General features: G+C 43.4%; 26 protein-coding genes. 21 read left to right on the forward strand and 5 right to left on the reverse strand.

The annotated features are described in order from the left end of the window. The first annotated feature begins 73 nt into the window (after window positions 1-73). From EDD70_RS01685 to EDD70_RS01710, 6 genes are all read left to right on the forward strand, one after another. Entirely contained in the window at window positions 74-601 is a 528-nt protein-coding gene (locus EDD70_RS01685; RefSeq protein ID WP_092753633.1) for a GNAT family N-acetyltransferase, read from the forward strand. 531 nt (window positions 602-1,132) lie between these two features. Further along, window positions 1,133-3,169: a methyl-accepting chemotaxis protein gene (locus EDD70_RS01690; protein ID WP_123810993.1), complete on the forward strand. Its 2,037-nt coding sequence runs from the start codon at window positions 1,133-1,135 to the stop codon at window positions 3,167-3,169. Window positions 3,170-3,332: 163 nt separating this feature from the next. Beyond that, entirely contained in the window at window positions 3,333-4,064 is a 732-nt protein-coding gene (locus EDD70_RS01695; protein ID WP_092753631.1) for an HAD-IB family hydrolase, read from the forward strand. Window positions 4,065-4,416: 352 nt separating this feature from the next. Continuing rightward, entirely contained in the window at window positions 4,417-5,490 is a 1,074-nt protein-coding gene (locus tag EDD70_RS01700; RefSeq protein ID WP_092753629.1) for a hypothetical protein, read from the forward strand. Window positions 5,491-5,713: 223 nt separating this feature from the next. Next, the gene (locus tag EDD70_RS01705) at window positions 5,714-6,847 is read left to right on the forward strand and encodes a DEAD/DEAH box helicase (protein ID WP_162840861.1); all 1,134 of its coding nucleotides are present in this window, start codon (window positions 5,714-5,716) and stop codon (window positions 6,845-6,847) included. 57 nt (window positions 6,848-6,904) lie between these two features. Continuing rightward, window positions 6,905-7,900, forward strand: coding sequence for an SPL family radical SAM protein (locus tag EDD70_RS01710; RefSeq protein WP_092753625.1), 996 nt, complete (start codon window positions 6,905-6,907; stop codon window positions 7,898-7,900). 36 nt (window positions 7,901-7,936) lie between these two features. On the opposite strand, the gene EDD70_RS01715 is transcribed toward EDD70_RS01710, so the two are convergent. Then, window positions 7,937-8,578, reverse strand: a complete 642-nt coding sequence (locus EDD70_RS01715) for a GntR family transcriptional regulator (protein ID WP_092753623.1) — start codon at window positions 8,576-8,578, stop codon at window positions 7,937-7,939. Window positions 8,579-8,900: 322 nt separating this feature from the next. Between EDD70_RS01715 and EDD70_RS01720 the strand changes: the two genes are divergently transcribed. The 13 genes from EDD70_RS01720 (at window position 8,901) to EDD70_RS01775 (ending at window position 20,858) form a co-directional block, all read left to right on the forward strand. Next, a complete protein-coding gene (locus EDD70_RS01720) occupies window positions 8,901-9,395 on the forward strand; it encodes an L-2-amino-thiazoline-4-carboxylic acid hydrolase (RefSeq protein WP_092753621.1) in 495 nt (164 codons plus the stop codon). 58 nt (window positions 9,396-9,453) lie between these two features. Next, complete coding sequence (locus EDD70_RS01725) at window positions 9,454-10,641, forward strand: ABC transporter substrate-binding protein (protein WP_092753619.1); 1,188 nt, start codon at window positions 9,454-9,456, stop codon at window positions 10,639-10,641. A gap of 111 nt (window positions 10,642-10,752) precedes the next feature. Next, entirely contained in the window at window positions 10,753-11,628 is an 876-nt protein-coding gene (locus EDD70_RS01730) for a branched-chain amino acid ABC transporter permease (RefSeq protein ID WP_092753617.1), read from the forward strand. Beyond that, window positions 11,628-12,644: a branched-chain amino acid ABC transporter permease gene (locus EDD70_RS01735; protein ID WP_092753615.1), complete on the forward strand. Its 1,017-nt coding sequence runs from the start codon at window positions 11,628-11,630 to the stop codon at window positions 12,642-12,644. Before EDD70_RS01730 ends, EDD70_RS01735 begins: the two co-directional genes overlap by 1 nt. Then, window positions 12,641-13,435, forward strand: a complete 795-nt coding sequence (locus tag EDD70_RS01740) for an ABC transporter ATP-binding protein (RefSeq protein ID WP_092753613.1) — start codon at window positions 12,641-12,643, stop codon at window positions 13,433-13,435. Before EDD70_RS01735 ends, EDD70_RS01740 begins: the two co-directional genes overlap by 4 nt. After that, complete coding sequence (locus EDD70_RS01745) at window positions 13,428-14,138, forward strand: ABC transporter ATP-binding protein (RefSeq protein ID WP_092753611.1); 711 nt, start codon at window positions 13,428-13,430, stop codon at window positions 14,136-14,138. Before EDD70_RS01740 ends, EDD70_RS01745 begins: the two co-directional genes overlap by 8 nt. A gap of 85 nt (window positions 14,139-14,223) precedes the next feature. Beyond that, entirely contained in the window at window positions 14,224-15,231 is a 1,008-nt protein-coding gene (locus tag EDD70_RS01750; RefSeq protein ID WP_092753609.1) for a dihydroxyacetone kinase subunit DhaK, read from the forward strand. A gap of 11 nt (window positions 15,232-15,242) precedes the next feature. Beyond that, window positions 15,243-15,863: a dihydroxyacetone kinase subunit L gene (locus EDD70_RS01755; RefSeq protein ID WP_092753607.1), complete on the forward strand. Its 621-nt coding sequence runs from the start codon at window positions 15,243-15,245 to the stop codon at window positions 15,861-15,863. Window positions 15,864-15,886: 23 nt separating this feature from the next. Then, window positions 15,887-17,155 carry an L-cysteine desulfidase family protein gene (locus EDD70_RS01760; protein ID WP_092753605.1) on the forward strand — a complete coding sequence of 423 codons (1,269 nt, stop codon included), beginning with the start codon at window positions 15,887-15,889 and terminating at the stop codon, window positions 17,153-17,155. A 61-nt stretch (window positions 17,156-17,216) separates the two neighbouring features. Further along, window positions 17,217-17,858, forward strand: a complete 642-nt coding sequence (locus EDD70_RS01765; protein ID WP_092753603.1) for a GntR family transcriptional regulator — start codon at window positions 17,217-17,219, stop codon at window positions 17,856-17,858. A gap of 124 nt (window positions 17,859-17,982) precedes the next feature. Then, window positions 17,983-20,016, forward strand: a complete 2,034-nt coding sequence (locus EDD70_RS01770; protein ID WP_092753601.1) for a thioredoxin domain-containing protein — start codon at window positions 17,983-17,985, stop codon at window positions 20,014-20,016. A gap of 87 nt (window positions 20,017-20,103) precedes the next feature. After that, window positions 20,104-20,253 carry a CPC_1213 family protein gene (locus tag EDD70_RS14850; protein WP_162840860.1) on the forward strand — a complete coding sequence of 50 codons (150 nt, stop codon included), beginning with the start codon at window positions 20,104-20,106 and terminating at the stop codon, window positions 20,251-20,253. Beyond that, window positions 20,250-20,858: an HDIG domain-containing metalloprotein gene (locus EDD70_RS01775; RefSeq protein WP_092753599.1), complete on the forward strand. Its 609-nt coding sequence runs from the start codon at window positions 20,250-20,252 to the stop codon at window positions 20,856-20,858. The genes EDD70_RS14850 and EDD70_RS01775 overlap by 4 nt, the downstream gene beginning before the upstream one ends. A 107-nt stretch (window positions 20,859-20,965) precedes the next feature. Here the strand turns inward: EDD70_RS01775 and EDD70_RS01780 are convergent, their stop codons facing one another. The 4 genes from EDD70_RS01780 to EDD70_RS01795 form a co-directional block, all read right to left on the reverse strand. Further along, window positions 20,966-21,571 carry a manganese catalase family protein gene (locus EDD70_RS01780; RefSeq protein ID WP_092753597.1) on the reverse strand — a complete coding sequence of 202 codons (606 nt, stop codon included), beginning with the start codon at window positions 21,569-21,571 and terminating at the stop codon, window positions 20,966-20,968. 3 nt (window positions 21,572-21,574) lie between these two features. Further along, window positions 21,575-21,838, reverse strand: coding sequence for a spore coat protein CotJB (locus tag EDD70_RS01785; protein ID WP_092753595.1), 264 nt, complete (start codon window positions 21,836-21,838; stop codon window positions 21,575-21,577). Then, window positions 21,835-22,572: a spore coat associated protein CotJA gene (locus EDD70_RS15110; protein WP_243116504.1), complete on the reverse strand. Its 738-nt coding sequence runs from the start codon at window positions 22,570-22,572 to the stop codon at window positions 21,835-21,837. The genes EDD70_RS01785 and EDD70_RS15110 overlap by 4 nt, the downstream gene beginning before the upstream one ends. Window positions 22,573-22,714: 142 nt before the next feature. Continuing rightward, window positions 22,715-23,695 (reverse strand): biotin--[acetyl-CoA-carboxylase] ligase, encoded by a 981-nt coding sequence (locus tag EDD70_RS01795; protein ID WP_092753593.1) that lies wholly within the window; start codon window positions 23,693-23,695, stop codon window positions 22,715-22,717. Between the two features lie 184 nt (window positions 23,696-23,879). Between EDD70_RS01795 and glyA the strand changes: the two genes are divergently transcribed. Continuing rightward, window positions 23,880-25,133, forward strand: coding sequence for a serine hydroxymethyltransferase (gene glyA, locus EDD70_RS01800; RefSeq protein WP_092753591.1), 1,254 nt, complete (start codon window positions 23,880-23,882; stop codon window positions 25,131-25,133). 48 nt (window positions 25,134-25,181) lie between these two features. Beyond that, a complete protein-coding gene (locus tag EDD70_RS01805) occupies window positions 25,182-26,459 on the forward strand; it encodes a replication-associated recombination protein A (RefSeq protein WP_092753589.1) in 1,278 nt (425 codons plus the stop codon). Window positions 26,460-26,475: the final 16 nt, after the last annotated feature.

Consider the following 26,475-nt stretch of genomic DNA (forward strand, 5'->3'; position numbering starts at 1 on the left):
TGACTTTTTGTTTTATCCGTGATATGATGAAGTAAAAATTATTTATATTTTACATATAAAAGAATGGTGGATTATAAGAGTGACAATCCGATTGGGGACAGAAGAAGATATTGATGATTTGGCACGGTTATATGACGATTTGAATGATTATTTGGCGGTTACAACCAATTATCCTGGGTGGAAAAAAGGCGTTTATCCTGTTCGTGAAAATGCTATAGATGGTATAAAAGAAGGTTGCTTGTATGTGGCTACAGATAATGATGAAATTATCGGATCGATGATACTACGTCATAAGCCAGAACCAGCCTATTTAACAGCTTCGTGGCAAGTTGAATTAAATTATGAGAACGTGTTGGTGCTCTATACATTTGTTGTAAGCCCAAGTCATTGGAAGCGGGGAATTGGACAGGAGATGCTCGCATTCGCTGCCGAACATGGACGCAATTCGAAAATCAAGGCTTTACGCTTAGACGTCTATGAAAAAAATGTACCGGCAATTGGGTTGTACGAAAAGTGCGGTTTCAAATATATAACAACTGTTAGCCTTGGCTTAGAGAACTATGGGTTGTCTTGTTTTAGACTATATGAGAAACTATTATAAGAGTAATGAGCACAACCGATGCAAGTGAGAGTTTAATCAACAATCAAAAACCGAGTGATGTCTGAAATTGACATGGTTCATATATTGTAAAAACACAAAAGAGTCTATGTTTCATAGGCTCTTTTGTGTTTTTACAGTACATAATCTTAACAGAGAATGCGGGTGCATCCTTAAAGAGAAAATATTACCCGTATTTTGCACTTTTTTATGGTAACTGAAAGGCACAGCAAATCCATATTCTGACTAATCAAGTTCAAGTATTTTAATCAATGGTAGTTTCATTTTATAAGTGAAATCAAAAAATAAATTTCTTATAAAATAGTGTTCCACACAAAATTAAAAATGTATAGTTGACTAAAAATGCAATATTATGAACGATTTTGTCACTATTTTAATTAATATCAACTTTTGTATTGCAATATGTAGAAAAATATAATATAGTATTGTTAAATCTACCCAATTGTTTTCCCATTTATGAAATCATTATAACATTCGAAATTTATTTTATTAAAAAAGGAAGTGTGTCATCGTATGAAAAGCATAAGGTCTCAAATCATTATGGTAATTTTATCTCTTGTAATCCTTTTAAGCATTTTATTTGGCATAGCAAGCAGTTATTTAAACTATAATACGGTTTCATCTGTATTAAAGCAAAATTTAACCGAAACAGCTGTTGTTTCTGCTGACCGAGTTGCTGCAGAAATTAGGGCAATCCAAAATGTTGCGCTTGAAACCGGCAGCATCTCGCTGCTTGCAGATCCGGATGTGCCGCTAACGGAAAAGAAAGAAGCAATTGACCTGCGTGCAAAAAATCATAATTTTGAACGAGGAAACTTGCTGAATGCACAAGGTATCAGCCTTTTTGACGGAAATGATTACTCTGAAAGAGACTATTTTAAGGCATCGATAAAAGGCGAAAAATACATTAGCGACCCCACCACCAGCAAAATTACGGGTAAAACTACCTTTTTAATTTCGGCGCCGTTATGGAAGGACGGAAAGCCGGGGACTACGGTAATAGGTGTTATTTATTTTGTACCCAACGAAAATTTTTTAAATGACATTGTAAGCAATATCAACATCAGTCAGTCGGGGTATGCTTACATATTGAATAAAGACGGTACCAATGTAGCAGATAAAGATTTGACAGTTGTCGGTAAAGAAAACAGCATTGCCGATGCCAAGTCGGATTCTTCTTTGGCCGCTATTTCCAAGATAGAATCGGATATGATTTCGGGCAAAGAAGGTTATGGTAAATATCAATACAGGGGCGAAGAATGGGTGCAGGGGTTTGCTCCTATCAGCCACACCAACCATTGGAGCCTCGGAGTGGCTGCGAAGGAAAAAGACTTTTTAGGTAACTTCTATCGTTCTATGGTTATCACCGGTATTTTAATGGCTGTGTTTGTAATCGTCGGCTTAATTGCAGCCATACTTTTTGCCAATAAAATCGGAAAGCCCATTATAGAATGCAGCAATCGCCTCTTAAGGCTATCTGAAGGAGACTTAGCATCCCCCGTTTTTGTAACCGACAGAAAAGATGAAACGGGCGTATTGATGAACTCCACAAAAACATTGGTTGATGATTTAAGCGGAGTGGTACAAGATATGACTTTTGTATTGGGCGAGATGGCACAAGGCAATTTAGCGGTGCAGTCAACCCAGACTTACAGAGGAGATTTTATACCAATACAAACGGCAACAGGAAAAATAATTGAGTCGCTCAACGATGCGATGAGTCAAATCAATCAGTCATCCGAGCAAGTATCCAGTGGTTCCGAGCAGGTATCCAGCGGAGCACAGGCACTTGCACAGGGTGCTACCGAGCAGGCAAGTTCAGTGCAGGAACTTGCAGCAACCATCAATGAAATATCACACCAAGTAAAAGATAATGCAGCAAATGCCACTGAAGCAAGCAACAATGCCAGCGTTGTTGCCAACGAAATGATGGAAAGCAACCAAAAAATGCAGCAAATGATTGAGGCAATGGCGCAAATCAATGACTCAGCCAAAGAAATCAGCAAGGTCATCAAAACAATTGAAGATATAGCGTTTCAAACAAACATTCTTGCGCTCAATGCAGCGGTTGAGGCGGCACGTGCAGGGGCTGCGGGCAAAGGCTTTGCAGTGGTTGCAGATGAAGTGCGTAATCTTGCATCAAAAAGTGCAGAGGCAGCAAAAGGCACCACAGCGCTGATTGAAAACTCCATTGCGGCAGTAGAAAACGGTACGAAACTGGCGGATGGCGCAGCCAAGTCATTGACGACGGTGGTGGAAGGCGCAGTCAGTGTTATTGATGCTTTGAACAAAATCTCTGTTGCTTCATCAGAACAGGCAAATTCAATTAATCAGGTAACGCAAGGTGTAGACCAAATCTCCAATGTGGTGCAGACAAACTCTGCCACTGCCGAGGAGAGTGCGGCTGCGAGTGAAGAATTAAGCGGACAAGCGCAGATGCTGCGGTCGCTGGTTAGCAAATTCAAGCTAAAGGATAGCGGATATTATCCTGATAGTGAGGAAGACGACACCATAGCACCCCAGTTTGCCGATTTTGGCAGCAAATATTAAGCTTAGTAAAAAACATACCAACGAAAAAACGAGCGGTAGTAAGGGGCGTTCTCCGTACTGCCGCTTTCTTCAAAAATGCAAGTTAAAAATGAAACTGGTTCATATCTGTTTGGGTATTGTGCATAATAATGAATAAATTGCAAGGGTAAAAGGAGTGATTGATGTGGCAAACTGCGCAGCTTTTTTCGATATTGACGGTACAATATCTCGTGAGGGCTTAATTAGCGAAATGTTTAAAAAAATGATAAAATATGAGTTGATTGATGACAGCAAATGGTACAGTGAGGTAGAACCCGCTTTTATAAAATGGGATAAACGTTTAGGTGATTACGATACATATCTGCAAAAAATGGTGGATATCTATACGGATACCGTGATTAATACCGCATCTTTTCATATTGCTTACATTGCGCATAAAGTAATAGAGCAAAAAGGTGAGCGTGTTTATACCTATTCGCGCGACCGTATCAAATGGCACAAGGCGCAAGGACATAAAGTGATTGCTATTTCGGGCTCTCCGGTAGAATTAGTACGTGAAATGTCGCAAAAATATGGCATGGATGACTACAAGGGCACTATTTACCAAGTGGGCAGCAATGGTGTATACAATGGGGAGATTATACCGATGTGGGATTCTGCAAGCAAGCGCAAAGCTGTGCTTGAAATGGCGCAAAAACATGAGATTGACCTTTCTGCAAGTTATGCCTATGGAGATACCACGGGTGATTTTTCGATGTTTAAACTTGTAGGCAACCCGATTGCCATCAACCCCACCAAAGAATTACTGGGCAAAGTTTTGGAGGATGATGAGCTGAAAGAAAAAATTCATGTCATAGTAGAGCGCAAGGATGTTACTTACCGGCTGAACGTAAAAACACTGGACTTAATTTGGTAAAGAATTGTATAAAAAAGCACCTGAGTGTATACAGCTCAGGTGCTTTTTATAATAGTAATATCCTGAAAAAACTGGTTAAATGACAGAGAAAAACTAATTTAGGAACATCTTGGGAATAATAACAATTTGTAATATGTGCGGATGCATATTATTTAAAAACTACACAACTTTTCGTTTTAATACCATTTTTATTTAAACATATATGCATTTATAAAATGATTGGTTACAAAAAAGTTACAAATAGAGACTAAAAAGTATTGACATTTGTAACCTGTGCATGTATACTAAAACTACGTTAAGGGGGAAATGGAGAGCTCCCTTAGCAGACAAAAAATAAACGGAGGAATACACAATGAAAAAAGTACTTGCTCTTGTACTTGCGGTTGTTCTTGCTTTTGGCATGACAACGATTGCCATTGCAGCTGATGCAAAAGGCAAAGCGAATAACATTCATGTTGACACAAAATTGCTTACCTACAAAGATGACAAAATGGTTGACGGCGAATTGAACAAAGACGGCACACTGAAAGCAAACGCTACTTACTACATGCTTGTAAACGATGCAGACGGCAACATCGATTCTCTGTCTGATCTTGATAACTACAAAATCAGAACTGTAATCGACGAAGGCGCTTCCTACATTGCTTCCAAACCTGCTTTCGTAATCAAAAAAGACGGTGACGTAAAGAAAGCTTACATCACATTCAAAACAGCTGACAAATTCCAGATGGAAGGCGTAGCTTTTGAGATGTCTGTAAACGTATACGGCAAAGAAAACTATGTAATCGATTCTGGCAAATTGGATGCTACTGTAGCTACAGTTGCTAAAGATATCGCTTACGAGACAGATAATGCTGCTACTTACAGCGTAATCAAAGGCCAGATTGTCAGCTTCGACGATTGCGAAGATGTTGAGATGGTATTTGAAGATGATGTAGTATTTGCAGTAAATGCTTCCGGTCAGAAAGACCTGTTCCTGAGATTGGACACTGAGGACACTGCTCTTGAGGACAAAAACCCCGAGGCTAACCTCTCTGTTTACTACTTCGCAGGCAACAACAAAACTTTCCGCAGAACCGGTACTCTCACCATCCCTGCTGAGATGATTGAGAACAAAGACGGCAAAATGGTAGCTCCTTACATCTACTCTAACGAGAACGGCAAATTGGTTGCTTTGAAAGATGCTAAATATGATGAAGATGCTGCTGCATTCACCATCAAAACCAACAAACTCGGCAAATATGTTGTTTCTGACATAGAGCTGAAATCTGTTGACACCACAACTCCTGGTACAGGCTCTGAAACAGAGAAACCTTCTACCGGCAGTGAGAAAAACCCCGATACCGGCGCTAACGATTTCGTAGGCCTGGCTGTTGCTTTGGCTGTAGTTTCTGTTGCAGGTATCGCTGTTGCAAAACGCAAATAATTAGCTTTTAAAAGTTAATAAACCCGTAACAATAAACCCCTGCCGATCTCCAACGGCAGGGGTTTTTGTTGTTGATTGTAAGTTTGCCAATTAACAATTTCAAATCGAAAAGAATGCTGATTTATTGACATCAAAGTAAAAGACAGATACACTGATAAGAAAAACACATTAGATTTGGATATCATGTTAATACAACTAATTTATAAGAAAAATGAGGTTTACTATGGATTTTAAAGCATTGGGATTAAAAGATGAGATTGTAAAAGCGCTTGCCGTACAGCAAATAGATAAACCAACTGCGATTCAAGAGATGGCAATTCCGAAGCTGATGGAGAATAAAGATGTTGTCATACAGTCGGAGACAGGGTCGGGTAAAACGCTTGCGTACCTTCTGCCGCTGTTCGCCAAACAAACAGCCCCTTCCAAAACATTACAGCTGCTCGTTTTGGTGCCCACACAGGAGCTCGCCATGCAGGTGCACCGTCAGGTAGAGGCATTGGCTGAAAATTCGGGTGTTCCCCTAAAATCCCTGGTGATATTTGGCAACGTAAACATAAAAGGGCAAATCGAAAAGCTGCGCGAAAAACCGCAAATTATTATCGGCACTTGCGGAAGAATTATAGAACTGATTCAAAAGAAAAAAATAACGGCACATACAGTAAATACAATCGTTATTGATGAAGCAGACAAAATGTTGGACAAGCAGAATATCGAAGGGGTAAAGGCAATTCGCAAAGCGGTGATGAGAGATACACAGATCGTTTTGGTTTCTGCCAGTATTTCTGAAAAAACTTTGGAGCAGGCGGGTATGATTGCAAAAGAGCCTGAACTGGTGAAAACTGCTGACACGTTCAAAATACCCGAAAAGATACAGCATTTATACATTGTGGTGCAGTCACGCGAGAAATTGGAGACATTGCGTAAACTGATTTCTATACTTCATCCGCAACGTACACTCGTGTTCATCAATAAGCCCGAAGAAGCAGAGGTTGCTGCCGCTAAGCTGAAGTACCACAAATTAGATGCAACATTTATTCACGGAACAGGGAACAAGCAGGAGCGCCAAAAAGCGATTGCCGATTTTTCAAGCGGCAAGGTGCCGCTTTTGATTGCAACCGACATTGCTGCACGGGGGCTGCATATCGAGCAGGTATCTGCTGTGTTCAGCATCAGCATTTCGGATGACCCCATGGATTATTTGCACCGTGCTGGCAGAACCGGGCGAGGTGAATCTGAAGGGCTTTCGGTATCAATCGTAACGCAGCAAGAATTGCCGCTTATCAAAAAGTGTCAGCGTAAGTTCGGCATTGATATGACCGAAATCGTTTTGCGCGAGGGTAAAATAATAAAAAAATAGAATAAACACAATATAATAGCGCAAGTTGCTTATACTATTGCAGTAAGGAGTGATAGTATGAAGTTTGACAGCGTGTATTATGAGCCTGATAGTTTGAATTATGAGCTTGGCAAGGCACTGCACGAAAAGTTTAAAGATATCCCCTGGATAGAAATAGAAAGCCATAACCGTATTGAAGAAATGCAAACAAAACAGAATTCTGAGTTTGCAAAGATGAAACGCAATTTGATTATAGGTACAAGAAAAACGCACAAGTACGTAGAAAATCATAAAATATCCGATTACCTTGTGCCGTACACCTCATCGGGATGCAGCGCCATGTGCCTGTATTGCTATTTGGTATGCAACTACAACAAATGCTCTTATTTGCGGTTGTTTGTAAACCGCGAACAGATGATGGATAAACTGATTAAAACCGCAAATAACAGCGACCGCCCACTCACCTTTGAAATTGGGAGCAACAGCGATTTGGTTTTAGAGAACACCATCACATCAAATCTTGAGTGGACGATTCATCATTTTTGCAAAAGTGAGAAAGGCTTTATCACGTTCCCCACAAAGTTTGATATGGTAGAACCGTTACTTAGCCTGAACCATAACGGACGTGTACTCTTTCGTATGAGTGTCAACCCGCAGGAAATTATCAGCAAAATAGAGTTTGGTACGTCACCGCTTAAAGATCGCATTCATGCCATCAACCGGATGTGTGAGGCGGGTTACCCCGCCGGTATTCTGATTGCTCCTGTAGTTTTGGTGGATGACTGGCGCCGAATGTACTCGGAATTGATTATTCAGCTGGAAGAGAGCCTTTCTGAAAAAGCAAAAAAATATTTATTTATCGAGATTATTTTTATGACGTACAGTTATGTACACCGCATGATTAATAACGAAGCATTCCCCAATGCAGTTGAACTTTACGATAAAGAACAAATGACCGTGCGCGGGCGCGGCAAATACTGCTACCGCCCGCAGATACGTGCAGAAGCAGAAGAATTTTTTCGCACGCAAATAAAAGAGAAACTAGGCAATGCTAAAATCATCTATATCGTATAAAAAAACAGCGGAGTTTTTACTCCGCTGTTTTTTATACTATTTTGCATCCAAGTCCTCAAACCCGCTGATATCTTTTTGCAGGGTGCGCACAGCAGCTTCTTTATCATTGTTTTTCAAATGTTCCAAAAACTGTTTATGCCCTCCTGCAAAGCTGACAAACTCAGTTTTATGCCATTTATCCCAGTAAAACTGTGCATAAGCACGGCTTAAAGTAGTTAAAGAGGCTTTTAGGCTGCGATAAATGTACTCGTTGTGAAAACATGAGATGAGTGCAAGATGGAATTTGGTATTTTTTGCCCAATGGATGAGAGCATCGTGCTCTAAACTTCCCTGATAATCTTCAGCGAGCATCTGCTCTAAATGCTCGATATGTTCTGGAGTAATCATGTCCCAGTATTGTTCGAGACAGCCGCACTCCAAAATCAAGCGAAAACGCTGAATGTCCTGCACATCGCGGTCGGTAAGGCGGATGACCTCATAACCATAGCGGGGGATGCTGCGCAAAACCCCTTCGTTGCAAAGTTCAATCAAAGCTTCACGCACCGGTGATTTGCTTACATTGAATTTTTCTACCAATCCTTTTTCGCTGAGTACGTCGTTCGGTCCGTATTCGCCTTTAATAATACTGTCGAATACGGCTGCATATATTTTCGATTTTAAGCTGCTTTCGTTTGCCATTTTGACAACACCTTACATACCTTTCCAATATTAAATATATCTTTATGATAACAGCTAAAATGAGATTGTCAATATTTGATATTGCGAAGAAACAGGTATTAAAACGAGCCTGATAAAAATAATGCACAATTTAGTTGCAAAATATTAATGCATTCTATGGAATTTGAGGTAAACATGTTGCATTTTAGTCGCTACTCTGATATTATCAGTAACATATTAAAGATATATTAATAAAGCCTGAAATTACAGCAAATCAGTACAAAATGCATGAAACGCTGGAATTGCGATTCAAAATAAATCTAAATTTTGGAGGAGTAAAACTATGTCTAACATTAAAAACACAGCAAAAATCAGCGAAGAGAAAATTGATATCAACAGAGCTCAAATCGAGCACAGAGCAACCTGGATGGGGCTGATTTACGACGAGGCAGAAAAAGCAGGGCTGGATGCAGAAGGCCTCACAAGAAAAGCAATTAAACGCTGCGGCGGTATTCATGGCGCAGGCTTTAAAGCAGCTTGTAAAGACCCTAACAACTGCGAAGATTTTAAAGATGCTTTTTTGGGTGAAATCGGTATTAAAACATTTGAGATGGATAACATCAAAGCCACTTATGACGATGTAAGTGTGGACTTCCACTACTGCGCGTTGGTAAATGCATGGAAAAAGCTTGGTTTCAGCGATGAAAGATGTGCAAAACTTTGTGACATTGCAATGGACGGCGACAGAGGTATTGCAGAGGCTATGGGTTTAAAACTGGATTTGACCGATACCATTGCAAAAGGCTGTGATTGCTGCAAATTGCATTTTCATAAATAGTCCCATAAGATAATTGGTTTTGTTAACAAACAAGACTACAATCAAGGAGGAGAAAATCATGAAAAAGTTACTTGCACTGGTTCTTAGCGTATTGATGCTTGCAGCATTGGTTACAGGGTGCGCATCCACTCCGTCATCCGGTTCTGCACCGGCGGCGGACGGCTCGGCTCCTGCTGAAAAACGCACAATCAAGCTTGGTGTGCTTGCCCCGTTAACCGGTACAAATGCCGAATACGGAAAAGGCTTTGAAGTTGCTATGCAGATGGCGGTTGACAAAATCAACGCTGCCGGTGGTGCAAACGGCTACAAGTTGGAGCTTTCAGTCAAAGACTCTAAGGGCGACCAAAAAGAAAGCTCTGACCTTGCAAGACAATTTGCCGACGATGAAGAGGTGATGGCGATTTTAGGTGACTTTACCTCGGGTGCCTGCATGGCAAACGCACCAATTGTTGATGAGGCAGGCATTGTTCAGCTTTCTCCCACAGCTTCAAACCCCGATTATGCAGGCATGAGCGATTTTTGCTTCAGCATCATGGGTCGTCAGGACGGCGAAGCCCCCTTCTATGCAAAATATATCCTTAAAAAATATATGGGTGCTAAAAAATTGGGTGTTATCTACATCAACAGCGACTGGGGCAAATCCTGCTACGATAACTTTAAAAAACAGGCAGATGTTGAAGGTTTGGAACTTGTTGAAACGGTAAGTTATGTACAGGACGAAAAAGACTTCTCCTCCTTAATTACAAAATTAAAAGCTGCAAACCCCGATACGATTTGTATTATGGATCAGGGTGCGGTTCCCCAAATTATCAACCAAATCAAATCCTCAGGTTGGGATATTCCTATCACTACACTGGGCCCGGGTACATCACAGCAGTTGATTGATCTGTGTGGAAAAAATGCAGAGGGGTTGCTTCTCACCTCACCGTTTTTCTTTGACCCTGCGGATGCCGATATTACCGCTTGGAAAGACGAGTTTGTTTCTAAAGCAGGCTTTGAGCCTACCATCCATCCCGCTTGTGCTTACGACTGTGTTAACCTGATTGCAGAGGCGATTAAAGCAAGCGGAGACGGCGAAGTAACCAGACAAACCATCCGCGACAACCTTGCCAAAGTTGAAATGAAGGGTGTAACAGGCCCCATTAAATTCAACGAAACAGGCGATATTACAAGACAGTACCTCATTTGCGGCGTCGAAAACGGCAAATACGTTGTCAAAGAGGGCTTTGATTACTCAAAAGAGTAATTCTACCACGACATTCTTCTAAAAATCTGTTACCGAAGTGCTTTGCAATATTTGCGATTGCAAAGCACTTCGAGTATCAGGCAGTTAAACTAAGTTTCGGGAGGAGTATTTATGGAGTATTTTCTCAATCAGTTAATCAACGGATTGTGTCAAGGCGCCATATACGCGCTGATGGCAATTGGATACTCGGTTGTTGTTGGCGTGGTAGGAATGGTTACATTCACACACGGTGAAGTAATTATGATTGGTGCATTCGCGTCTTTTTATGTTTTCGAGGCAGTGGGAAACAATTTGCTGCTAGGCGTTCTTGCAAGCTTTCTTGCATCGTGGCTGATCGGTATGTTTGTTTACAAGGTTTGTTACGAGCGGTTTTTTAATGCACCAAGGCATATATCGCTTATTTGCACCATCGGTGCCAGTATGCTGATTAAAAACCTTGCTCAAATCATCTTTGGTCCAAATCAAAAACCAATGCTGAATGTGGTTGAAAACCAATTTTTCAATATTGGTACAGTGCAAATTTCTATGGTACAGGTTATTGTAATTATAACGGTTGTTGTATTGGCCGTTCTTCTTTCTCTGTTTTTTAATAAGACAAAATGGGGCATTGCATTACGTGCGGTCAGCCAAGATAAAGGTGCAGCCTATCTGATGGGCATAAATGTGAAAAGAACCGCGATGATCGGTAACTGCATCGGCTGCGGGCTTGGCGGCGTTGCAGGTATGCTCCTTGCAATATATTATCAAACTCTAAGCGCTACCATGGGTGGCTCTATGGGTATGAAGGCATTTTCCTCGTCGGTTTTGGGCGGGCTAACCGATATTCGCTGCTCTGCGTTGGGCGGTTTGTGCATTGGCATTATTGAGAACCTTGGTATCACCGTTTCGTCAGCCAGTTTCCGCGATATTTTTGCGTTTGGCTTCCTCATTTTGGTACTCATCATCAAACCGGAAGGCTTTGCCTCCAAGAAAGGAGTACGCCCATAATGTCAGAAATAATTGAAAAATGTAAGGCTGTTACCAAAAAACATAAGCTTGCCTGTCTGCTGGTATTGTTGGTACTGCTCCTTTTTGTTCCGGTGTTTTTCCCAAAAAGCTATGTGATGGGGATACTGTGCCGTATCCTGATGTACGCAACACTTGCCGGTTCGCTCAATGCAATCAACGGCTACAGTGGGCAGACATGCATCGGACACGCCGGTTTCTTCTGCATCGGCACCTATTGTGAGGCAATTCTGGCAACCAGACTGGGGCTCGATTTTTGGATTTTGCTGCCGGTTGCAGGCTTAGTTACGGCGGTTATCGGCTTACTGATTGCACTGCCCACTTTAAAAATGAAGGGCATGTATCTTTCGATAGTAACGCTCGGCTTTTCTGAAATCGTTCGCCTGATTGCACTGAACTGGGAATGGCTGACAGGTGGGCCGATGGGCATTAAAGGCATTCCGGTTCCTGTCCTCTTTGGTTTTGAAATCAAAAACTCAAAAACATATTACTATATCTTTCTTGCAATTGCAGTTTTGTTTGTGTTTGTCACAAGCAGGGTGATTCAATCCAGGTTGGGCAGAGCATGGATGTCGATTCGAGAAGATCAGCTCGCAGCCAAATCTTTAGGGGTTGAAACCTCGAAATACAAAGCACTCAACTTTATGTACGGTGCTTTCTGGGCGGGCGTTGTGGGTGCTGCATATGCCCCCTATGTCAGGTTCATCGATTCTACGTTCTTTAGCTTGGATGAAGGTTTTAACATTCTCTCCATGGTTATCATCGGCGGTCAGGGTACTTTGGTCGGTCCCATTTTTGGTTCGGTTATCGTCAACTTTTTAACCGAAATTTTAAGACCGGTTGGTCAGTGGCGAATGATTGCCTACGCAATTCTTATCATTGTAATGATGTGGTGGAGACCCCAGGGATTAGTCGGTGCGTCCGATAGTATCCTCGCAGGCGGTAAAATATCCAAACCAAAATCTGTGAGACAAAAGAAAGAGGAGGTGCGCGCATGAGTGCTCTTCTTGAAGCGAAAGGCGTATGTAAATATTTTGGCGGGTTAAAAGCGGTTGAGGGGGTTGATATGTCCATCAACAAAGGGGATATCTTTGGTATCATCGGCCCAAACGGCGCAGGGAAAACCACCTTTTTCAACATTTGTTCCGGTATCTATCAGCCCACAAAGGGCGAAATCTGGTTGGACGGCGAGAAGATATCATCGCTGCACTCTGAGCAAATTGCACGAAAAGGCATGGCGAGAACCTTCCAAAACATCCAGTTGTTTAAATACATGTCTGTGTTGGAGAATGTGAAAATCGGTTTTCATATCCACACCAAAACCAATATGTTCGATTCTATTCTGCACACAAAAACGTATAAACAAGATGAAGAATTTGCGGTGCAAAAAGGGCTTGAGATTTTAGAAAAGGTGGGTTTGGCTGAATACAGAGATACGATGGCTGGCAACCTCGCCTACGGAATACAGCGTAAGGTTGAAATTGCAAGAGCACTTGCCCTTGACCCCAAAATTTTGCTGCTCGATGAGCCCGCAGCAGGCATGAACCCGCTGGAAACACAAGAGCTGATGCATTTTATCAAGCAGCTCAACCAAGACGGCTATACCATTGCGGTAATTGAGCACGATATGAAGTTTGTTATGAACTCATGCAACCGTATTTTGGTGCTCAATTTCGGGCAAAAAATTTCAGAAGGCACACCCGATGAAATTAAAGCGGATCAGCATGTGCATGAGGCATATTTCGGCAAGGGTATTATTGCAGGAGAGGCGGTTAAAGCAAATGCTTAAAATAGAAAACCTTTCGGTAAATTACGGCTACATAACCGCACTCAAGAACGTTAGCCTTGAGGTGAAACAGGGCGAAATTATTACTCTCATCGGGGGTAACGGCGCAGGTAAAACCACAACCCTAATGTCAATTTCGGGCTTGGTAGAAAAAGCGAGGGGTAAAATTACCTTTAAAGGCGAGGACATTACCAGAAAAGCACCCGATAAAATTGTTAAAATGGGTTTAAGCCATGTACCCGAGGGCAGAAGGATTTTCCCTGCACTGACAGTTTACGAGAACTTAATTACCGGTACACTTGGTAACCCGTCGTTAAAAAAAGATAAAATTGAAGAATTGATTGAAATGAATTATACGCTTTTTCCACGGCTGAAAGAGCGTACAACACAGGGCGGCGGCAGCCTTTCTGGCGGTGAACAGCAAATGCTCGCCATTGCAAGAGGGTTGATGATGGACCCCGATATTATTATGCTGGACGAACCCTCGCTTGGACTTGCACCGATTATAGTAGAAGAAATCTTTGAGCTGGTTCTCAAAATCAGGGATAAGGGCAAAACTGTTCTGCTCATCGAGCAGAACGCATCTATGGCTCTTTCGATTGCAGATAGGGGATATGTACTGGAAACCGGTGACGTTATTCTTGAGGGCAAAGGCAAAAACCTATTAAACGACCCGGAAGTAAAACGAGCTTATTTGGGCGCATAACAACAAAATAGAACGAACCCGAGCGCAGGTTAAACAACACGGTGGTTCAGTTTGATCTGTAATTTGGGAGAAAACGGAGGAAGCTATGAGAAAAATTATCAATCGTCCCGAAAATTTTGTAGATGAAACGGTAGAGGGGATTCTTCTTGCATATGGCGACCGCGTTAAACTTTTAAACGATGATAAAAGGGTTATTCTCACCAACTCCCCAGTGCAAAAGGGCAAGGTAGGTATTGTAACAGCAGGAGGCAGCGGGCATCTCCCTGTATTTTTGGGTTATGTGGGGCAGGGGATGCTGGATGGCTGTGCAGTGGGCAATGTGTTTGCATCCCCCTCATCGCAGAAGATGGCGGATATGATAAAGGCATGCGATTACGGCAGCGGTGTGCTGTGCCTGTACGGCAACTACGGCGGCGATAATATGAACTTTGATATGGCATGCGAATTGGTGGAATTCGATGATGTGGAAACCAGAACGGTGCGCGTTAAAGACGATGTTGCGTCCAGCCCCAAAGAAACAGCAGATAAACGCAGAGGAGTTGCCGGTATGGTTTATGCGTTTAAGCTTGCAGGTGCAGCAGCCGAAAAAATGATGAGTTTGGATGAAGTAACTGCTGTTGCAGAAAAAGCTTTGGCAAATATCAGAACCATGGGCGTTGCACTTTCGCCTTGTATTGTACCCGAGGTGGGTAAGCCGACATTCTCTATTCAGGATGATGAAATAGAAATTGGTATGGGTATTCACGGCGAGCGTGGTATTGAAGTGCGCAAAATGATGACTGCCGACGAGATTGCGCAGACTGTTTTGGATAAGATTCTCGCAGATATGCCGCTGCAAAAAGGCGATGAAGTTTCGGTTATGGTAAACGGGTTGGGTGCAACCCCGCTTGAGGAACAGCTGATTGTTTACCGCAAGGTGCATCATTTGCTTGCAGAAAAAGGCATCACTGTCTATATGCCTCATATCGGCGAATTTGCAACCTCTATGGAGATGGCGGGTTTGTCCATAACAGTGCTTAAATTAGACGAACAGCTGAAAGAACTGCTGCGAAGCCCCGCATCTACGCCGTTTTACACCAACGCAAACAAGTAGGAGGGAAAGAAATGAATGCAGTATCTTTAAAACAAGCATTTGCTTTTATCAGCGATGTGATGACGGAGAATAAGGATTATCTGATAGAACTTGACCAGCAAAACGGTGACGGAGACTTGGGCATTTCAATGAGCAACGGCTATAAAGCAGTGGCAGACTATTTTGCTGCTGCTGATGAAAAAGACCTTGGTAAACTTCTGCTGAAATCCAGTACGATTTTTAATGAAGCTGCGCCATCGTCGCTGGGTACCATCACCTCGTTTGGCTTGATGGGAATGGCAAAGTCACTCAAAGGCAAAGAAGAAGCAACTCTATCCGAAGTTGCCGATGCACTCAATGCGGGTGTAGAAAAAATTATGGATAAAGCAAAATCGAAGCCCGGTGAAAAAACCATATTGGATGCGTTGTTCCCTGCAGTAAAGGCTCTACAGGCGAACAGTGCAAAAGATGCAAAAACAGCCTTCAAAGCGGCATACGATGCAGCAGCCGAAGGCTCAGAGAGCACAAAGGCGATGAAATCGGTGCATGGCAGGGCAGCTTATTACGGTGAAAAAAGCATTGGTTTGATTGATGGAGGTTCTGTAGTAGGTAAGCTGATTTTTGAGGGGCTTTATCATTCTATCTGTCGTTAATGTAAGAGAGGACGAATCGCTACATGGAAAAGCACACTTACAATCAATATCTGGCAATTTTAAAAAGTGAACTGGTGCCGGCGCTTGGCTGTACCGAACCGATTGCAATTGCATTTGCGGCAGCAAAAGCGCGCGATGTTTTAGGGTGCAAGCCGCATTTCATCGAAATGCAATGCAGCGGCAACATCATTAAAAATGTAAAAGGCGTTACCGTACCAAATTCGGGGGGATTAAAGGGCATTGATGTTGCGGCGGTGCTGGGTGTTGTAGGCGGTAGGGCAGATAAAAATTTAGAGGTGCTCCAGTCCATAACACCCGAGCATATTGAAGAAACCAAAACACTGGTTGCGGACGGTTATTGCAGATGCGACCTGATTGAAAACGAAGAAAATCTATACATCATTGCAAAAGTGTGGGCGGGGGAACAATCTGCATCGGTAGAAATCAAAAGCAAGCACACACATATTACTAAGATTACGAAAAACGGAACAATCATTTTTTCACAGGATGATATCTCGCAAGCAGAAGAAGCCGGCGATAAATCTTTGCTAAATATAAAAGAGATTGTTGAATTTGCCAATACCGTGCACATTGAGGACATCAAGGAGATTTTAGACCGACAAATTGAAATGAACACAGCGATTGCAGACGAAGGGCTGCGAAACAGCTACGGTACCGAGGTGGGCAGAACGTTACTGGAGTTTTACGGCAATGATGTGAGGGTGCGCGCACGGGCAAAAAGCGCTGCGGGCTCGGATGCCCGTATGAGCGGCTGTGCCTTGCCGGTTGTCATCAATTCGGGCAGCGGTAATCAAGGGATGACCGTTTCGCTGCCTGTAATCGAATATGCGCATGAACTTGGGGTAAGTAAAGAAAAGCTGTACCGTGCTTTGGTAATTGCCAACCTCGTATCCATTCACCAAAAAAAGTATATCGGCAGCCTTTCGGCTTACTGCGGTGCAACCAGTGCCGGGTGCGGGGCGGGTTGCGGTATTACATACCTGTACGGCGGGGGTTATAACGAAATTTCAAAAACCATTGTTAACACCATCGGCAACATTGGGGGAATGGTTTGCGACGGTGCAAAGCCATCGTGTGCGGCAAAAATCGCATCTGCGGTTGATGCGGGCATTATGGGCTTTTTGATGGGCAGAAAAAATCGTGTGTTTCAATCGGGCGAGGGTTTGGTGCAGGGGGATGTGGAGCGTACCATTCAAAATCTGGGCAGGATGGGTAGAGTGGGGATGAAAGCCACAGATGTTGAAATCCTCAATATTATGATTGGAAAATAACCATTAAATAAGTAGAGTATTTGCAGGATGTCTGCTCTATGCGTACAAGGAGAGAGCCACAATGGCAGAAAGCGGTTCGCTGAAGAACAAAATCTATAATGCTGTGCTGAGCGATATTTTACAAGGCAATTACAATCAGGATACGATTATCAGAGAAAAAAGACTGATTGAAAAGTATGAGGTAAGTAAATCTCCTGTACGGGATGCATTGATTGAATTGTGTAATGAGGGGATACTGCGGAGCATTCCGCGTTACGGGTATGAACTTGTTCGAATAACAGAAATGGATATCAAAAATATAATCGAGTATCGAGTTATTTTGGAAAGCCAATGTGTTCGCACAGCCGTTAAAAAAATGTTGGATACCGACATTGATGAGTTGGAGATGTATACACGGCAAAATTGTACTGCTGCCGATGAAGTGGATATTTGGAAGCATTGGAACAACAACATCAGGTTTCATCTTCGTTTAAATTCGTATGCTCAAAATCGGTATATTTACGATAAACTGAAAGACAGCATGAATATTCTCACGCGAGCTTATGCACAGTTTCATTGGAACCGATGGCACAAAACAGAATTTTCAATGGGCATAGAAGAACATTTAAAAATAATCAAATCCATTCGTGAGCGGGATGAAGAACAAGCAGTATTACAACTTCAAGAAGACATTGGCTTATTCAGCGAGATTTTGACATTTTAAAAAAGAACAAATAAAAACATGCAGGGTGTATTCATAGTAGAATATGCCCTGCATATTTATTTTTTTGCTTGGTACTGCACATACTAACAACCAAGGTCAAAAATAAATATTAAAAGGTGATAAGATGGCACCCGATAACAAAAAAACAAATCGTCTGATAGCAGAAAAATCCCCCTATCTGTTGCAGCACGCATACAACCCTGTGGATTGGTACCCGTGGGGTGATGAGGCATTTGCACGGGCTCAAAAAGAAAACAAGCCCATTTTTTTAAGCATTGGCTACAGCACTTGCCATTGGTGCCATGTGATGGAGCGCGAATCGTTTGAAGATGATGAGGTTGCGGCAATGCTCAACCGCAATTTTATTGCAATTAAGGTGGATAAAGAAGAACGCCCCGATATTGATTCGGTTTACATGAATGTTTGCCAAGCTCTTACAGGCTCGGGCGGGTGGCCAATGACGATTTTGATGACTCCCAACCAACAACCGCTTTTTGCGGGTACCTATTTCCCCAAGCATACGCGCTACCAAATACCAGGATTAATGGAGATTTTAGAGGCGGTATCGCAGCAATGGAAACAAGAAAAAGACAAACTGCTGGAGTCTGCCGGTAAAATCGTTGAGTATATGAAAAGGCAGGAGCAGCAAACGAGCGACGGAATATTATCAAAAGCACTTGTCGAACAAGCATATAACCTTTTGTTAAAATCTTTTGACCCACAGTATGGCGGTTTTGGCAAAGCACCTAAATTCCCCACCCCTCACAACCTGATGTTTTTGCTGAGATGGAGTGTGCTGGAACGAGAAAAAAATGCATTGCTTATGGTAGAAAAAACATTAAAGCAAATGTATAAGGGCGGGATGTTTGACCATGTCGGGTTTGGTTTTTCGCGCTATTCTACCGACGAGCGATGGCTGGTTCCACATTTTGAAAAAATGTTGTACGATAATGCCTTACTTGCCATAACCTATTTAGAAACATACCAGCTTACCAAAAACGAGCTGTATCGGCGCATTGCCGAAAAGACACTGCTTTACGTTCAACGAGAAATGATGAGCGAAAAAGGTGGTTTTTACTGTGCACAAGACGCAGACAGCGAGGGGATTGAGGGCAAATATTATGTTTTAGAACCGAGAGAGGTTATTGAAATACTGGGCGAAGATGAAGGAGCCTATTTTAACGGCTATTTTGATATTACCCCACAGGGTAACTTTGAGGGCAGCAATATCCCCAATTTAATCGGCAACTATGCCTATAGTAAATCGGACGAAAGAATCGAAGCTCTTTGCAAAAAAATATACGATTATCGCCTTACCCGTACAAAGTTGCACAAAGACGATAAGATTTTGACATCATGGAACTCTTTAATGATTGGTGCATTTGCAAAAGCGTATCAGGTACTTGGAAATGAAATTTACCTTCAAACAGCAGAAAAAGCGATGGAGTTTACCACACAAAACCTCACTTTAAAAGATGGTAGGCTGAGTGTACGTTACCGCGATGGCGAAACAATGGGAATAGGGTACTTGGATGACTATGCCTTTACTGCATGGGCATCGCTTGAGCTTTACGAAGCAACCTTTAAGGCGGAATATTTGGAAAAATCGCTGTTTTATATTCAGCAGATAACAGAGCTGTTTGCAGATGAAGAAAACGGCGGATTCTTTCTTTATGGTAAAGACAATCAAAACCTTATTCTTCGCCCCAAAGAAACTTACGATGGTGCAATTCCTTCCGGTAATTCGGTTACTGGATATGTATTGATACGGCTTGCTAAATTGACAGGTGAACCTCGGCTTGAAGAGCTTGCCGAAAAGCAGCTGAATTTTTTGACATCCGGTATGGAGCATTATCCTGCAGGCTTCAGCTTTGGGCTGATGGCTGCAATGCTTGCCCTTTACCCAACCCGAGAAGTTGTATGTGTGGCGAAGAATCAAGAAGATTTGCATATATTGAAGGAAGTGCTGCGCAAGCACTTTTTGCCTAACACAGTGGTTTTGGTGAAAAAACCTACCGAAGACGATTCAACTGGGCAGATTTTAGAGTTTTTGCAGGATTACGGGCTGAAAGACGGTAAAACCGCTTATTATATTTGTGAAAACAATACATGTACCCCGCCGATAACCGATTTGAATGAACTGGAAAAACGGCTGTAGCGTTGGTTGGTACAAATATTGATTTCGGTTTCATAAAACAGCTTGAAATTCATAAACTAATAAAAATCTTTGGATTGGAGAATGAATATGAACGTTGATAATAGTAAAAGAAGCACCAAAAACGGCAAAAAATCGGACGGCAAGTTTCACTCAAAAAACATTAAGCATGACCCGCAAGCGGAAAGTGCAAGAGCGGTATTTGGCTTAAAAGACACTAATGATGAGAAGAAAAAATGAGTGACAAGCAATTAATGTTCAAACAAATGAACGAGCATCTGTTAACCGATGAGCAGCCCTCTGAATATTTTAATGCAATACAAGACAACCTGTTTTTTTCGGTTTTTCCGTTTACAATGCTGAGCAAACTCAAAAACACCCCGCAATCCATGCAGCATCATCCCGAGGGCAGTGTATGGAACCATACTATGTTGGTAATTGATGAGGCAGCAAAAGTAAAAATGAATAGCAAAAGCCCTCATGCATTTATGTGGGCTGCTTTGCTGCATGATATTGGCAAAGCATATACAACGCGAATGAAAAAAGACCGAATTATATCTTACGACCATGATAAGGTAGGCGCCGAAAAAGCAAGACAGTTTTTGCTGGAATTTATTGAGGATGAGCATTTTATTGAACAAGTGGCAAACCTGGTAAGGTGGCATATGCAAATTCTTTTTGTGGTTCGTTCCATGCCGTTTGCGGATATTGAAACGATGAAAAATCAAACCGATATTGAAGAAATTGCTTTGCTTGGCTTATGCGACCGTATGGGGAGACATGGGGCAGACCGAAAAAGCGAAGAGGGCAACATTCGTATGTTTCTGCAAAAATGCCTTATGTAAAAGAATCCGTGCAAACCGCACGGATTCTTTTTTAGTGTTTCTTCAACAAAGAATATCCCCCCATCCTATGTAATTGCCATAAGAACGAGGGGGATATTCATCTGGGATTATCTTCTGGGCGTATCAAATGCGGGGTTAAATGCATAGAAGTTTTTGGAATCAAGACGTTCCTGTGCGATACGCAGGGTTTCGCCGAAGCGCTGGAAGTGCACGATTTCGCGCTCACGCAAAAACTTGATGACATCGCGTACATCGGGGTCATCAACAAGGCGCAGGATGTTATCATAGGTAGTGCGGGCTTTTTGTTCTGCTGCCATGTCCTCAAATAAGTCGGTAATCGTATCACCGGTAGACTGCAGTGTTGCCGCGGTAAAGGGCGTACCGTTTGCATCGCTCGGGTAGATGCCGGTAGTATGATTGATAAAGTAGGTATCAAATCCGCTCTCTTTGATTTGCTTTGGTGTAAGGTTGCGTGTCAGCTGGTACACAAGCGCCGAAATCATTTCTTCGTGTGCTAATTCTTCAGTACCAATATCGGTTAAAGTTGCCTTTCCTTCATCGTAAGGCATTGCATAACGTTGGTTTAGGTAACGAGTTGCAGCACCCATTTCTCCGTCGGGTCCGCCGAGTTGTGCAAGGATGAGTTTGGCACTGGCAGGATTCGGAGTTTTAATCTTAACAGGATATTGTAATTTTTTTAGATATTTCCACATAAGTCAGCCCTCCTCTTCCTGATGTTCCCAAGGCCATGGACCGTCTACCCAATCCCAGCGGTCGCCTCCGTTATAGTCGGTTTGCATGATGGGACCATATTTCTCGATGTACTCTTTTTTTGTCTGGTCATAAATGTCGTTGTATTTTTTGTAGTAAGCAAGTGCGTCTTGGTCGGTGGGATGTGTATCAAGATAAAGACCAACTTCAAGCAGAATAAAACCACTTACTTTTAGGCGATTAGACAATACTTTTTGTTCATTGGTCATCTGAATCGAACCTCCTCACCGATAAATGGCTTGTCAAGCTCGGAAAAGAGAGTAGCTCTGGCAAACGCCACATCAGGTTCGTAAATACCGCGCCATTTTTGCATAGGGACATATGCCATTGCCAAAGCAGGCATATAACAATCTTGCATTGTTGTTGCTGCCATTTGACGCATTTCTTGCATACCGGCCATGTTATTCATCTGGTTTGTTCCCTGAACATTGGACATTTCAGGCATATTGCTCATCTGTGTTCCGCGTACGTTGGACATTTCAGGCATATTACTCATCTGTGTTCCGCGTACGTTGGACATTTCAGGCATATTACTCATCTGTGTTCCGCGTACGTTAGACATTTCAGGCATATTACTCATCTGTGTTCCACGTACGTTAGACATTTCAGGCATATTACTCATCTGCGTTCCGCGTACGTTGGACATTTCAGGCATATTACTCATCTGTGTTCCGCGTACGTTAGACATTTCAGGCATATTACTCATCTGCGTTCCGCGAACATTGGACATTTCAGCCATGTTATTCATCTGGTTTGCTCCATGTACGTTAGACATTTCTGGTTTGGGGGGCATTTTAGGTGCTTCCTGCACAACAGGCGGTGCGGCCACAGTACGCGGTGCCTGTGGAGCCGGTGGGGCAGGCATACGAGGGGTAGGCACAACAGGCATGGTTGGCAAGGCGGGGGCGCTTTCCATCCTGCTTAGCATAATCATATTTTCCATAGAAATTTCTGCTCCTTTTTGTTTTGGTAATTTTGAAGCCTATGGTGGGCTATCATTCACATTCTATGTAAAAACAGGATGGAGGGTGCAAATAAAAAAGCGCCTGAAAGCCGCAACTGCTTCAAACGCTTTAATATTTAAATTATAATCTTATGCTTACTTCACCCGAAGTCAGCTCTGTAAATTCTCCGCTTTCTGTTCGCACCAGTAAGCCGCCCTCCGGTGTAAGGTCAACCGCAGTGGCAGGGTAGGTTTTACTGCCCTGTACAACGGTAATCGGTTTGCCCAGTAAGCACAGGCATTTTTTATATTTATATAAAAATGCGCTGTTGTCTTGTGTTTCGATATAGGGGTAATAATATTTCTCTAAGTTATTTAAAATTTCTGCAATCAGTGTACAGCGCGAGAACTCCGCCGAAGAAAAATCACCCAAAGCGCCGGGAACGTTGCCTTGCAAAGCCGGGAACTGCCGCGTGCTGCCAATGTTTACGCCAATCCCCACCACTACAAAATTCAGCTTGCCGCTTTCGCCCTCAACGGTTGCTTCACTAAGGATGCCGCAAAGTTTTTTACCGTCCAACAAAATATCGTTTACCCATTTTATCTGCGGAACAAGTCCGGTAACTGTTTGTATTGCTTCAACCACGCAAACGGCAGAGAGCATGGTGAGAAAATGGATTTTATCAAACGGCAGTTCGGGGCGCAGTAAAACGCTCATATAAATGCCGTTGTGTTTGGGCGAGTAAAAGCTTCTGCCCAACCTGCCTTTGCCGGCGGTTTGCTCATCTGCAATAAGTACAGCGCCTTCGGGCGCTCCGTCGTAAGCGGCAGTGCGCAGTCGGATGTTGGTGGAATCGACTGTTTTGTATATGGTAAGCGGGCTGCCCAGCCGCTGTGTATGCAAATTAGCACGTATTTTACTCTCAAGCAGTGCATCGGTGCTTTCATCCAAATAATAGCCGCTGCCGGTTTTACTGTTTATATGGTAACCCTCTTCTTTGAGTGAGCGGATGGACTTCCAAACAGCTGCCCGTGAAAGGCCCAGCATGCCTGCCAGTTCTTCGCCCGATACATAACTCCCTTTTTGCTGCTCCAAAACCTGCAATATCTTTTGCTTACTCATACAACTCTGCGCCCCCCTTATTCTTGCTTCCTATTATAGGTGTAGCGGGAGGGATAGTCAATAAAAGTCATTGGTACTACTTACAAGGTGTATGGGCATTTTACTTGCGAATCGACTGCTTTCGCGGTATAATAATTACAAATTGTGTGTAGAAATCGGAAATAATTTGAGAGGAAGATGAACTATGTACGCGGATATGATGAATTCCATCGGACTGGTGGCAAAATACGACCCCGAGGTAGCAGAAGCAATGGACAAGGAGCTGAAACGTCAGCGCAGAAATATTGAACTGATTGCCTCTGAAAACCTTGTTTCTCCTGCGGTGATGGCTGCAATGGGCAGTATCCTTACCAACAAATATGCCGAGGGTTACTCAGGCAAACGTTATTACGGCGGCTGCCAATGTGTTGATATTGCCGAGGATATTGCAATTGAACGTGCCAAAAAACTGTTTGGTGCAGAGCATGTCAATGTGCAGCCCCATTCCGGTGCACAGGCAAACTTTGCCGTATACTTTGCTCTGCTGCAGCCGGGCGATACCGTGCTTGGCATGAGCCTTGCAGACGGCGGGCACCTTACCCATGGTTCCCTCGTGAACGTTTCGGGTAAATACTTTCATTTTGTATCTTACGGTGTGGATGCAAAAAGCGGCATGATCGATTACGACAATGTACTGAAAATTGCAGAAGAACACAAACCAAAAATGATTGTAGCGGGTGCGTCTGCTTACCCCAGAACCATAGATTTTGCAAAACTGCGCGAAATTGCAGATAAGGTTGGCGCATTGCTTATGGTGGATATGGCGCATATTGCAGGCTTGGTTGCCGCAGGCGAACATCCCTCGCCGGTGCCGTATGCAGACATTGTTACCACCACCACACATAAAACCCTGCGCGGCCCGCGCGGCGGTATGATTCTGTGCAAAGAGCAGTACGGCAAAGCCATTGACAAGGCAATCTTCCCGGGTACACAGGGCGGCCCGCTCATGCACATCATTGCATCCAAGGCGGTATGCTTTGGCGAGGCACTCAAACCGGAGTTTAAAACTTATCAGCATCAGATTGTTAAAAATGCAAAGGCACTTGCAAATGCATTAAAAGCAAAAGGCTTCGATTTAGTATCGGGCGATACCGACAACCACCTTATGCTGCTCGACCTGCGCAATATGAATATTACCGGCAAAGAACTGGAGCACAGGCTGGATGAAGTGTACATTACCGTGAATAAAAATGCCATCCCCAACGACCCGCAGAGCCCGTTCATCACCAGCGGTATTCGTATTGGTACCCCCGCAGTGACAAGCCGCGGCATGAACGAAGAGGATATGGAGAAGATTGCGGAATTTATCTACCTAACCGCTACCCACTTTGAGAACAAAGCCGATGAAATCCGCACAGGTGTTGATGCTCTGTGCGCAAAATACCCTCTGTACGAATAAAACGCAGATGATTGTTTGAAAGATTATTAAAGATGAGGAGATGAGATGATGTCGTCACCGCTTGCGGACAGAATACGCCCCCAAAGCTTGGATGAGGTTGTGGGGCAAAAGCACATATTGGGCAGCGATAAGGTTCTGCGGCGCATTGTGGAAAGCGGCAATATCCCCAATCTCATCTTTTACGGCCCATCGGGGGTGGGTAAAACCACCGTTGCTCGTATCATTGCACAAGCAGCAGGCAAAAAACTGTTTAAGCTAAACGGAACGACTGCATCCACCGCGGATATTAAGGATGTGGTTGCCGAGTGTGATACATTCGGCGGGATGAACGGTATTCTGCTTTATTTGGATGAGATTCAGTATCTCAACAAAAAGCAGCAGCAAAGCTTGCTGGAGTTTATAGAAAACGGGCAGGTTACACTGATTGCGTCCACCACCGAAAACCCGTATTTTTACGTTTACAACGCCATCCTCAGCCGCAGCACAGTGTTTGAATTCAAACCTGTTGATGCACAGGACATTATCCCTGCGGTAATGCGCGGCTTTGGTGAAATGGAAAAAGAGCTTGGCTGTGCCATTTCTTTGGAGGAGGGTGTGGCACAGCACATTGCGCAAAGCTGCGGCGGAGACGTGCGCAAGGCAATGAACGCGGTAGAAATGTGCACGCTCGCGGCACCGACAAACGAAACAGGTGCGCGCGTGGTAACCATGGAAGACGCGCTGCAAGTAAGCCAACGCAGTGCAATGAAGTACGACCGTGACGGCGATGCCCACTACGATATTCTTTCGGCTCTGCAAAAATCGGTGCGTGGCTCGGACGAAAACGCGGCACTGCATTACTTGGCACGGCTGCTTGAAGCAGGCGACCTGCTTTCGCCTTGCCGCCGCCTGTTGGTGATGGCGAGTGAAGACGTTGGGCTTGCGTACCCATCGGCAGTTTCTATCGTAAAAGCCTGCGTTGATTCTGCTTTGCAATTGGGCTTGCCCGAGGCACGCATTCCGCTTGCACAAGCTGTGATTTTGATGTGCACCGCGCCTAAATCCAATTCTGCAATCGTAGCAATCGACGCAGCAATGGAAGATGTAAAGGCGGGCAGAACAGGTGACATTCCCGCAAGTTTAAAGGACGGGCACTACGCGGGGGCGCAAAAACTGGGACGTGCGCTTACCTACCTTTACCCGCATAATTACCCCAACCATTGGGTGGCGCAACAATATCTGCCCGATAATTTGAAGAATAAAGTGTACTACTGCTTTGGCGAGAATAAAACAGAACAGCTTGCAAAAAGCTACCGCAACAGCATCAGAAACGAAAAAGGGGAGTAGTCCTATGTCGAAAAAA

It is taken from the genome of Hydrogenoanaerobacterium saccharovorans (assembly GCF_003814745.1).
Classification (GTDB): domain Bacteria; phylum Bacillota; class Clostridia; order Oscillospirales; family Ruminococcaceae; genus Hydrogenoanaerobacterium; species Hydrogenoanaerobacterium saccharovorans.

Coding starts and splice junctions, on each gene's coding strand:
- EDD70_RS01690 (WP_123810993.1), top strand. CDS start 1,133: ATGAAAAGCATAAGGTCTCAAATCATTATGGTAATTTTATCTCTTGTA.
- EDD70_RS01700 (WP_092753629.1), top strand. CDS start 4,417: ATGAAAAAAGTACTTGCTCTTGTACTTGCGGTTGTTCTTGCTTTTGGC.
- EDD70_RS01705 (WP_162840861.1), top strand. CDS start 5,714: ATGGATTTTAAAGCATTGGGATTAAAAGATGAGATTGTAAAAGCGCTT.
- EDD70_RS01710 (WP_092753625.1), top strand. CDS start 6,905: ATGAAGTTTGACAGCGTGTATTATGAGCCTGATAGTTTGAATTATGAG.
- EDD70_RS01715 (WP_092753623.1), bottom strand. CDS start 8,578: ATGGCAAACGAAAGCAGCTTAAAATCGAAAATATATGCAGCCGTATTC.
- EDD70_RS01720 (WP_092753621.1), top strand. CDS start 8,901: ATGTCTAACATTAAAAACACAGCAAAAATCAGCGAAGAGAAAATTGAT.
- EDD70_RS01725 (WP_092753619.1), top strand. CDS start 9,454: ATGAAAAAGTTACTTGCACTGGTTCTTAGCGTATTGATGCTTGCAGCA.
- EDD70_RS01730 (WP_092753617.1), top strand. CDS start 10,753: ATGGAGTATTTTCTCAATCAGTTAATCAACGGATTGTGTCAAGGCGCC.
- EDD70_RS01735 (WP_092753615.1), top strand. CDS start 11,628: ATGTCAGAAATAATTGAAAAATGTAAGGCTGTTACCAAAAAACATAAG.
- EDD70_RS01740 (WP_092753613.1), top strand. CDS start 12,641: ATGAGTGCTCTTCTTGAAGCGAAAGGCGTATGTAAATATTTTGGCGGG.
- EDD70_RS01745 (WP_092753611.1), top strand. CDS start 13,428: ATGCTTAAAATAGAAAACCTTTCGGTAAATTACGGCTACATAACCGCA.
- EDD70_RS01750 (WP_092753609.1), top strand. CDS start 14,224: ATGAGAAAAATTATCAATCGTCCCGAAAATTTTGTAGATGAAACGGTA.
- EDD70_RS01755 (WP_092753607.1), top strand. CDS start 15,243: ATGAATGCAGTATCTTTAAAACAAGCATTTGCTTTTATCAGCGATGTG.
- EDD70_RS01760 (WP_092753605.1), top strand. CDS start 15,887: ATGGAAAAGCACACTTACAATCAATATCTGGCAATTTTAAAAAGTGAA.
- EDD70_RS01765 (WP_092753603.1), top strand. CDS start 17,217: ATGGCAGAAAGCGGTTCGCTGAAGAACAAAATCTATAATGCTGTGCTG.
- EDD70_RS01770 (WP_092753601.1), top strand. CDS start 17,983: ATGGCACCCGATAACAAAAAAACAAATCGTCTGATAGCAGAAAAATCC.
- EDD70_RS14850 (WP_162840860.1), top strand. CDS start 20,104: ATGAACGTTGATAATAGTAAAAGAAGCACCAAAAACGGCAAAAAATCG.
- EDD70_RS01775 (WP_092753599.1), top strand. CDS start 20,250: ATGAGTGACAAGCAATTAATGTTCAAACAAATGAACGAGCATCTGTTA.
- EDD70_RS01780 (WP_092753597.1), bottom strand. CDS start 21,571: ATGTGGAAATATCTAAAAAAATTACAATATCCTGTTAAGATTAAAACT.
- EDD70_RS01785 (WP_092753595.1), bottom strand. CDS start 21,838: ATGACCAATGAACAAAAAGTATTGTCTAATCGCCTAAAAGTAAGTGGT.
- EDD70_RS15110 (WP_243116504.1), bottom strand. CDS start 22,572: ATGGAAAATATGATTATGCTAAGCAGGATGGAAAGCGCCCCCGCCTTG.
- EDD70_RS01795 (WP_092753593.1), bottom strand. CDS start 23,695: ATGAGTAAGCAAAAGATATTGCAGGTTTTGGAGCAGCAAAAAGGGAGT.
- glyA (WP_092753591.1), top strand. CDS start 23,880: ATGTACGCGGATATGATGAATTCCATCGGACTGGTGGCAAAATACGAC.
- EDD70_RS01805 (WP_092753589.1), top strand. CDS start 25,182: ATGTCGTCACCGCTTGCGGACAGAATACGCCCCCAAAGCTTGGATGAG.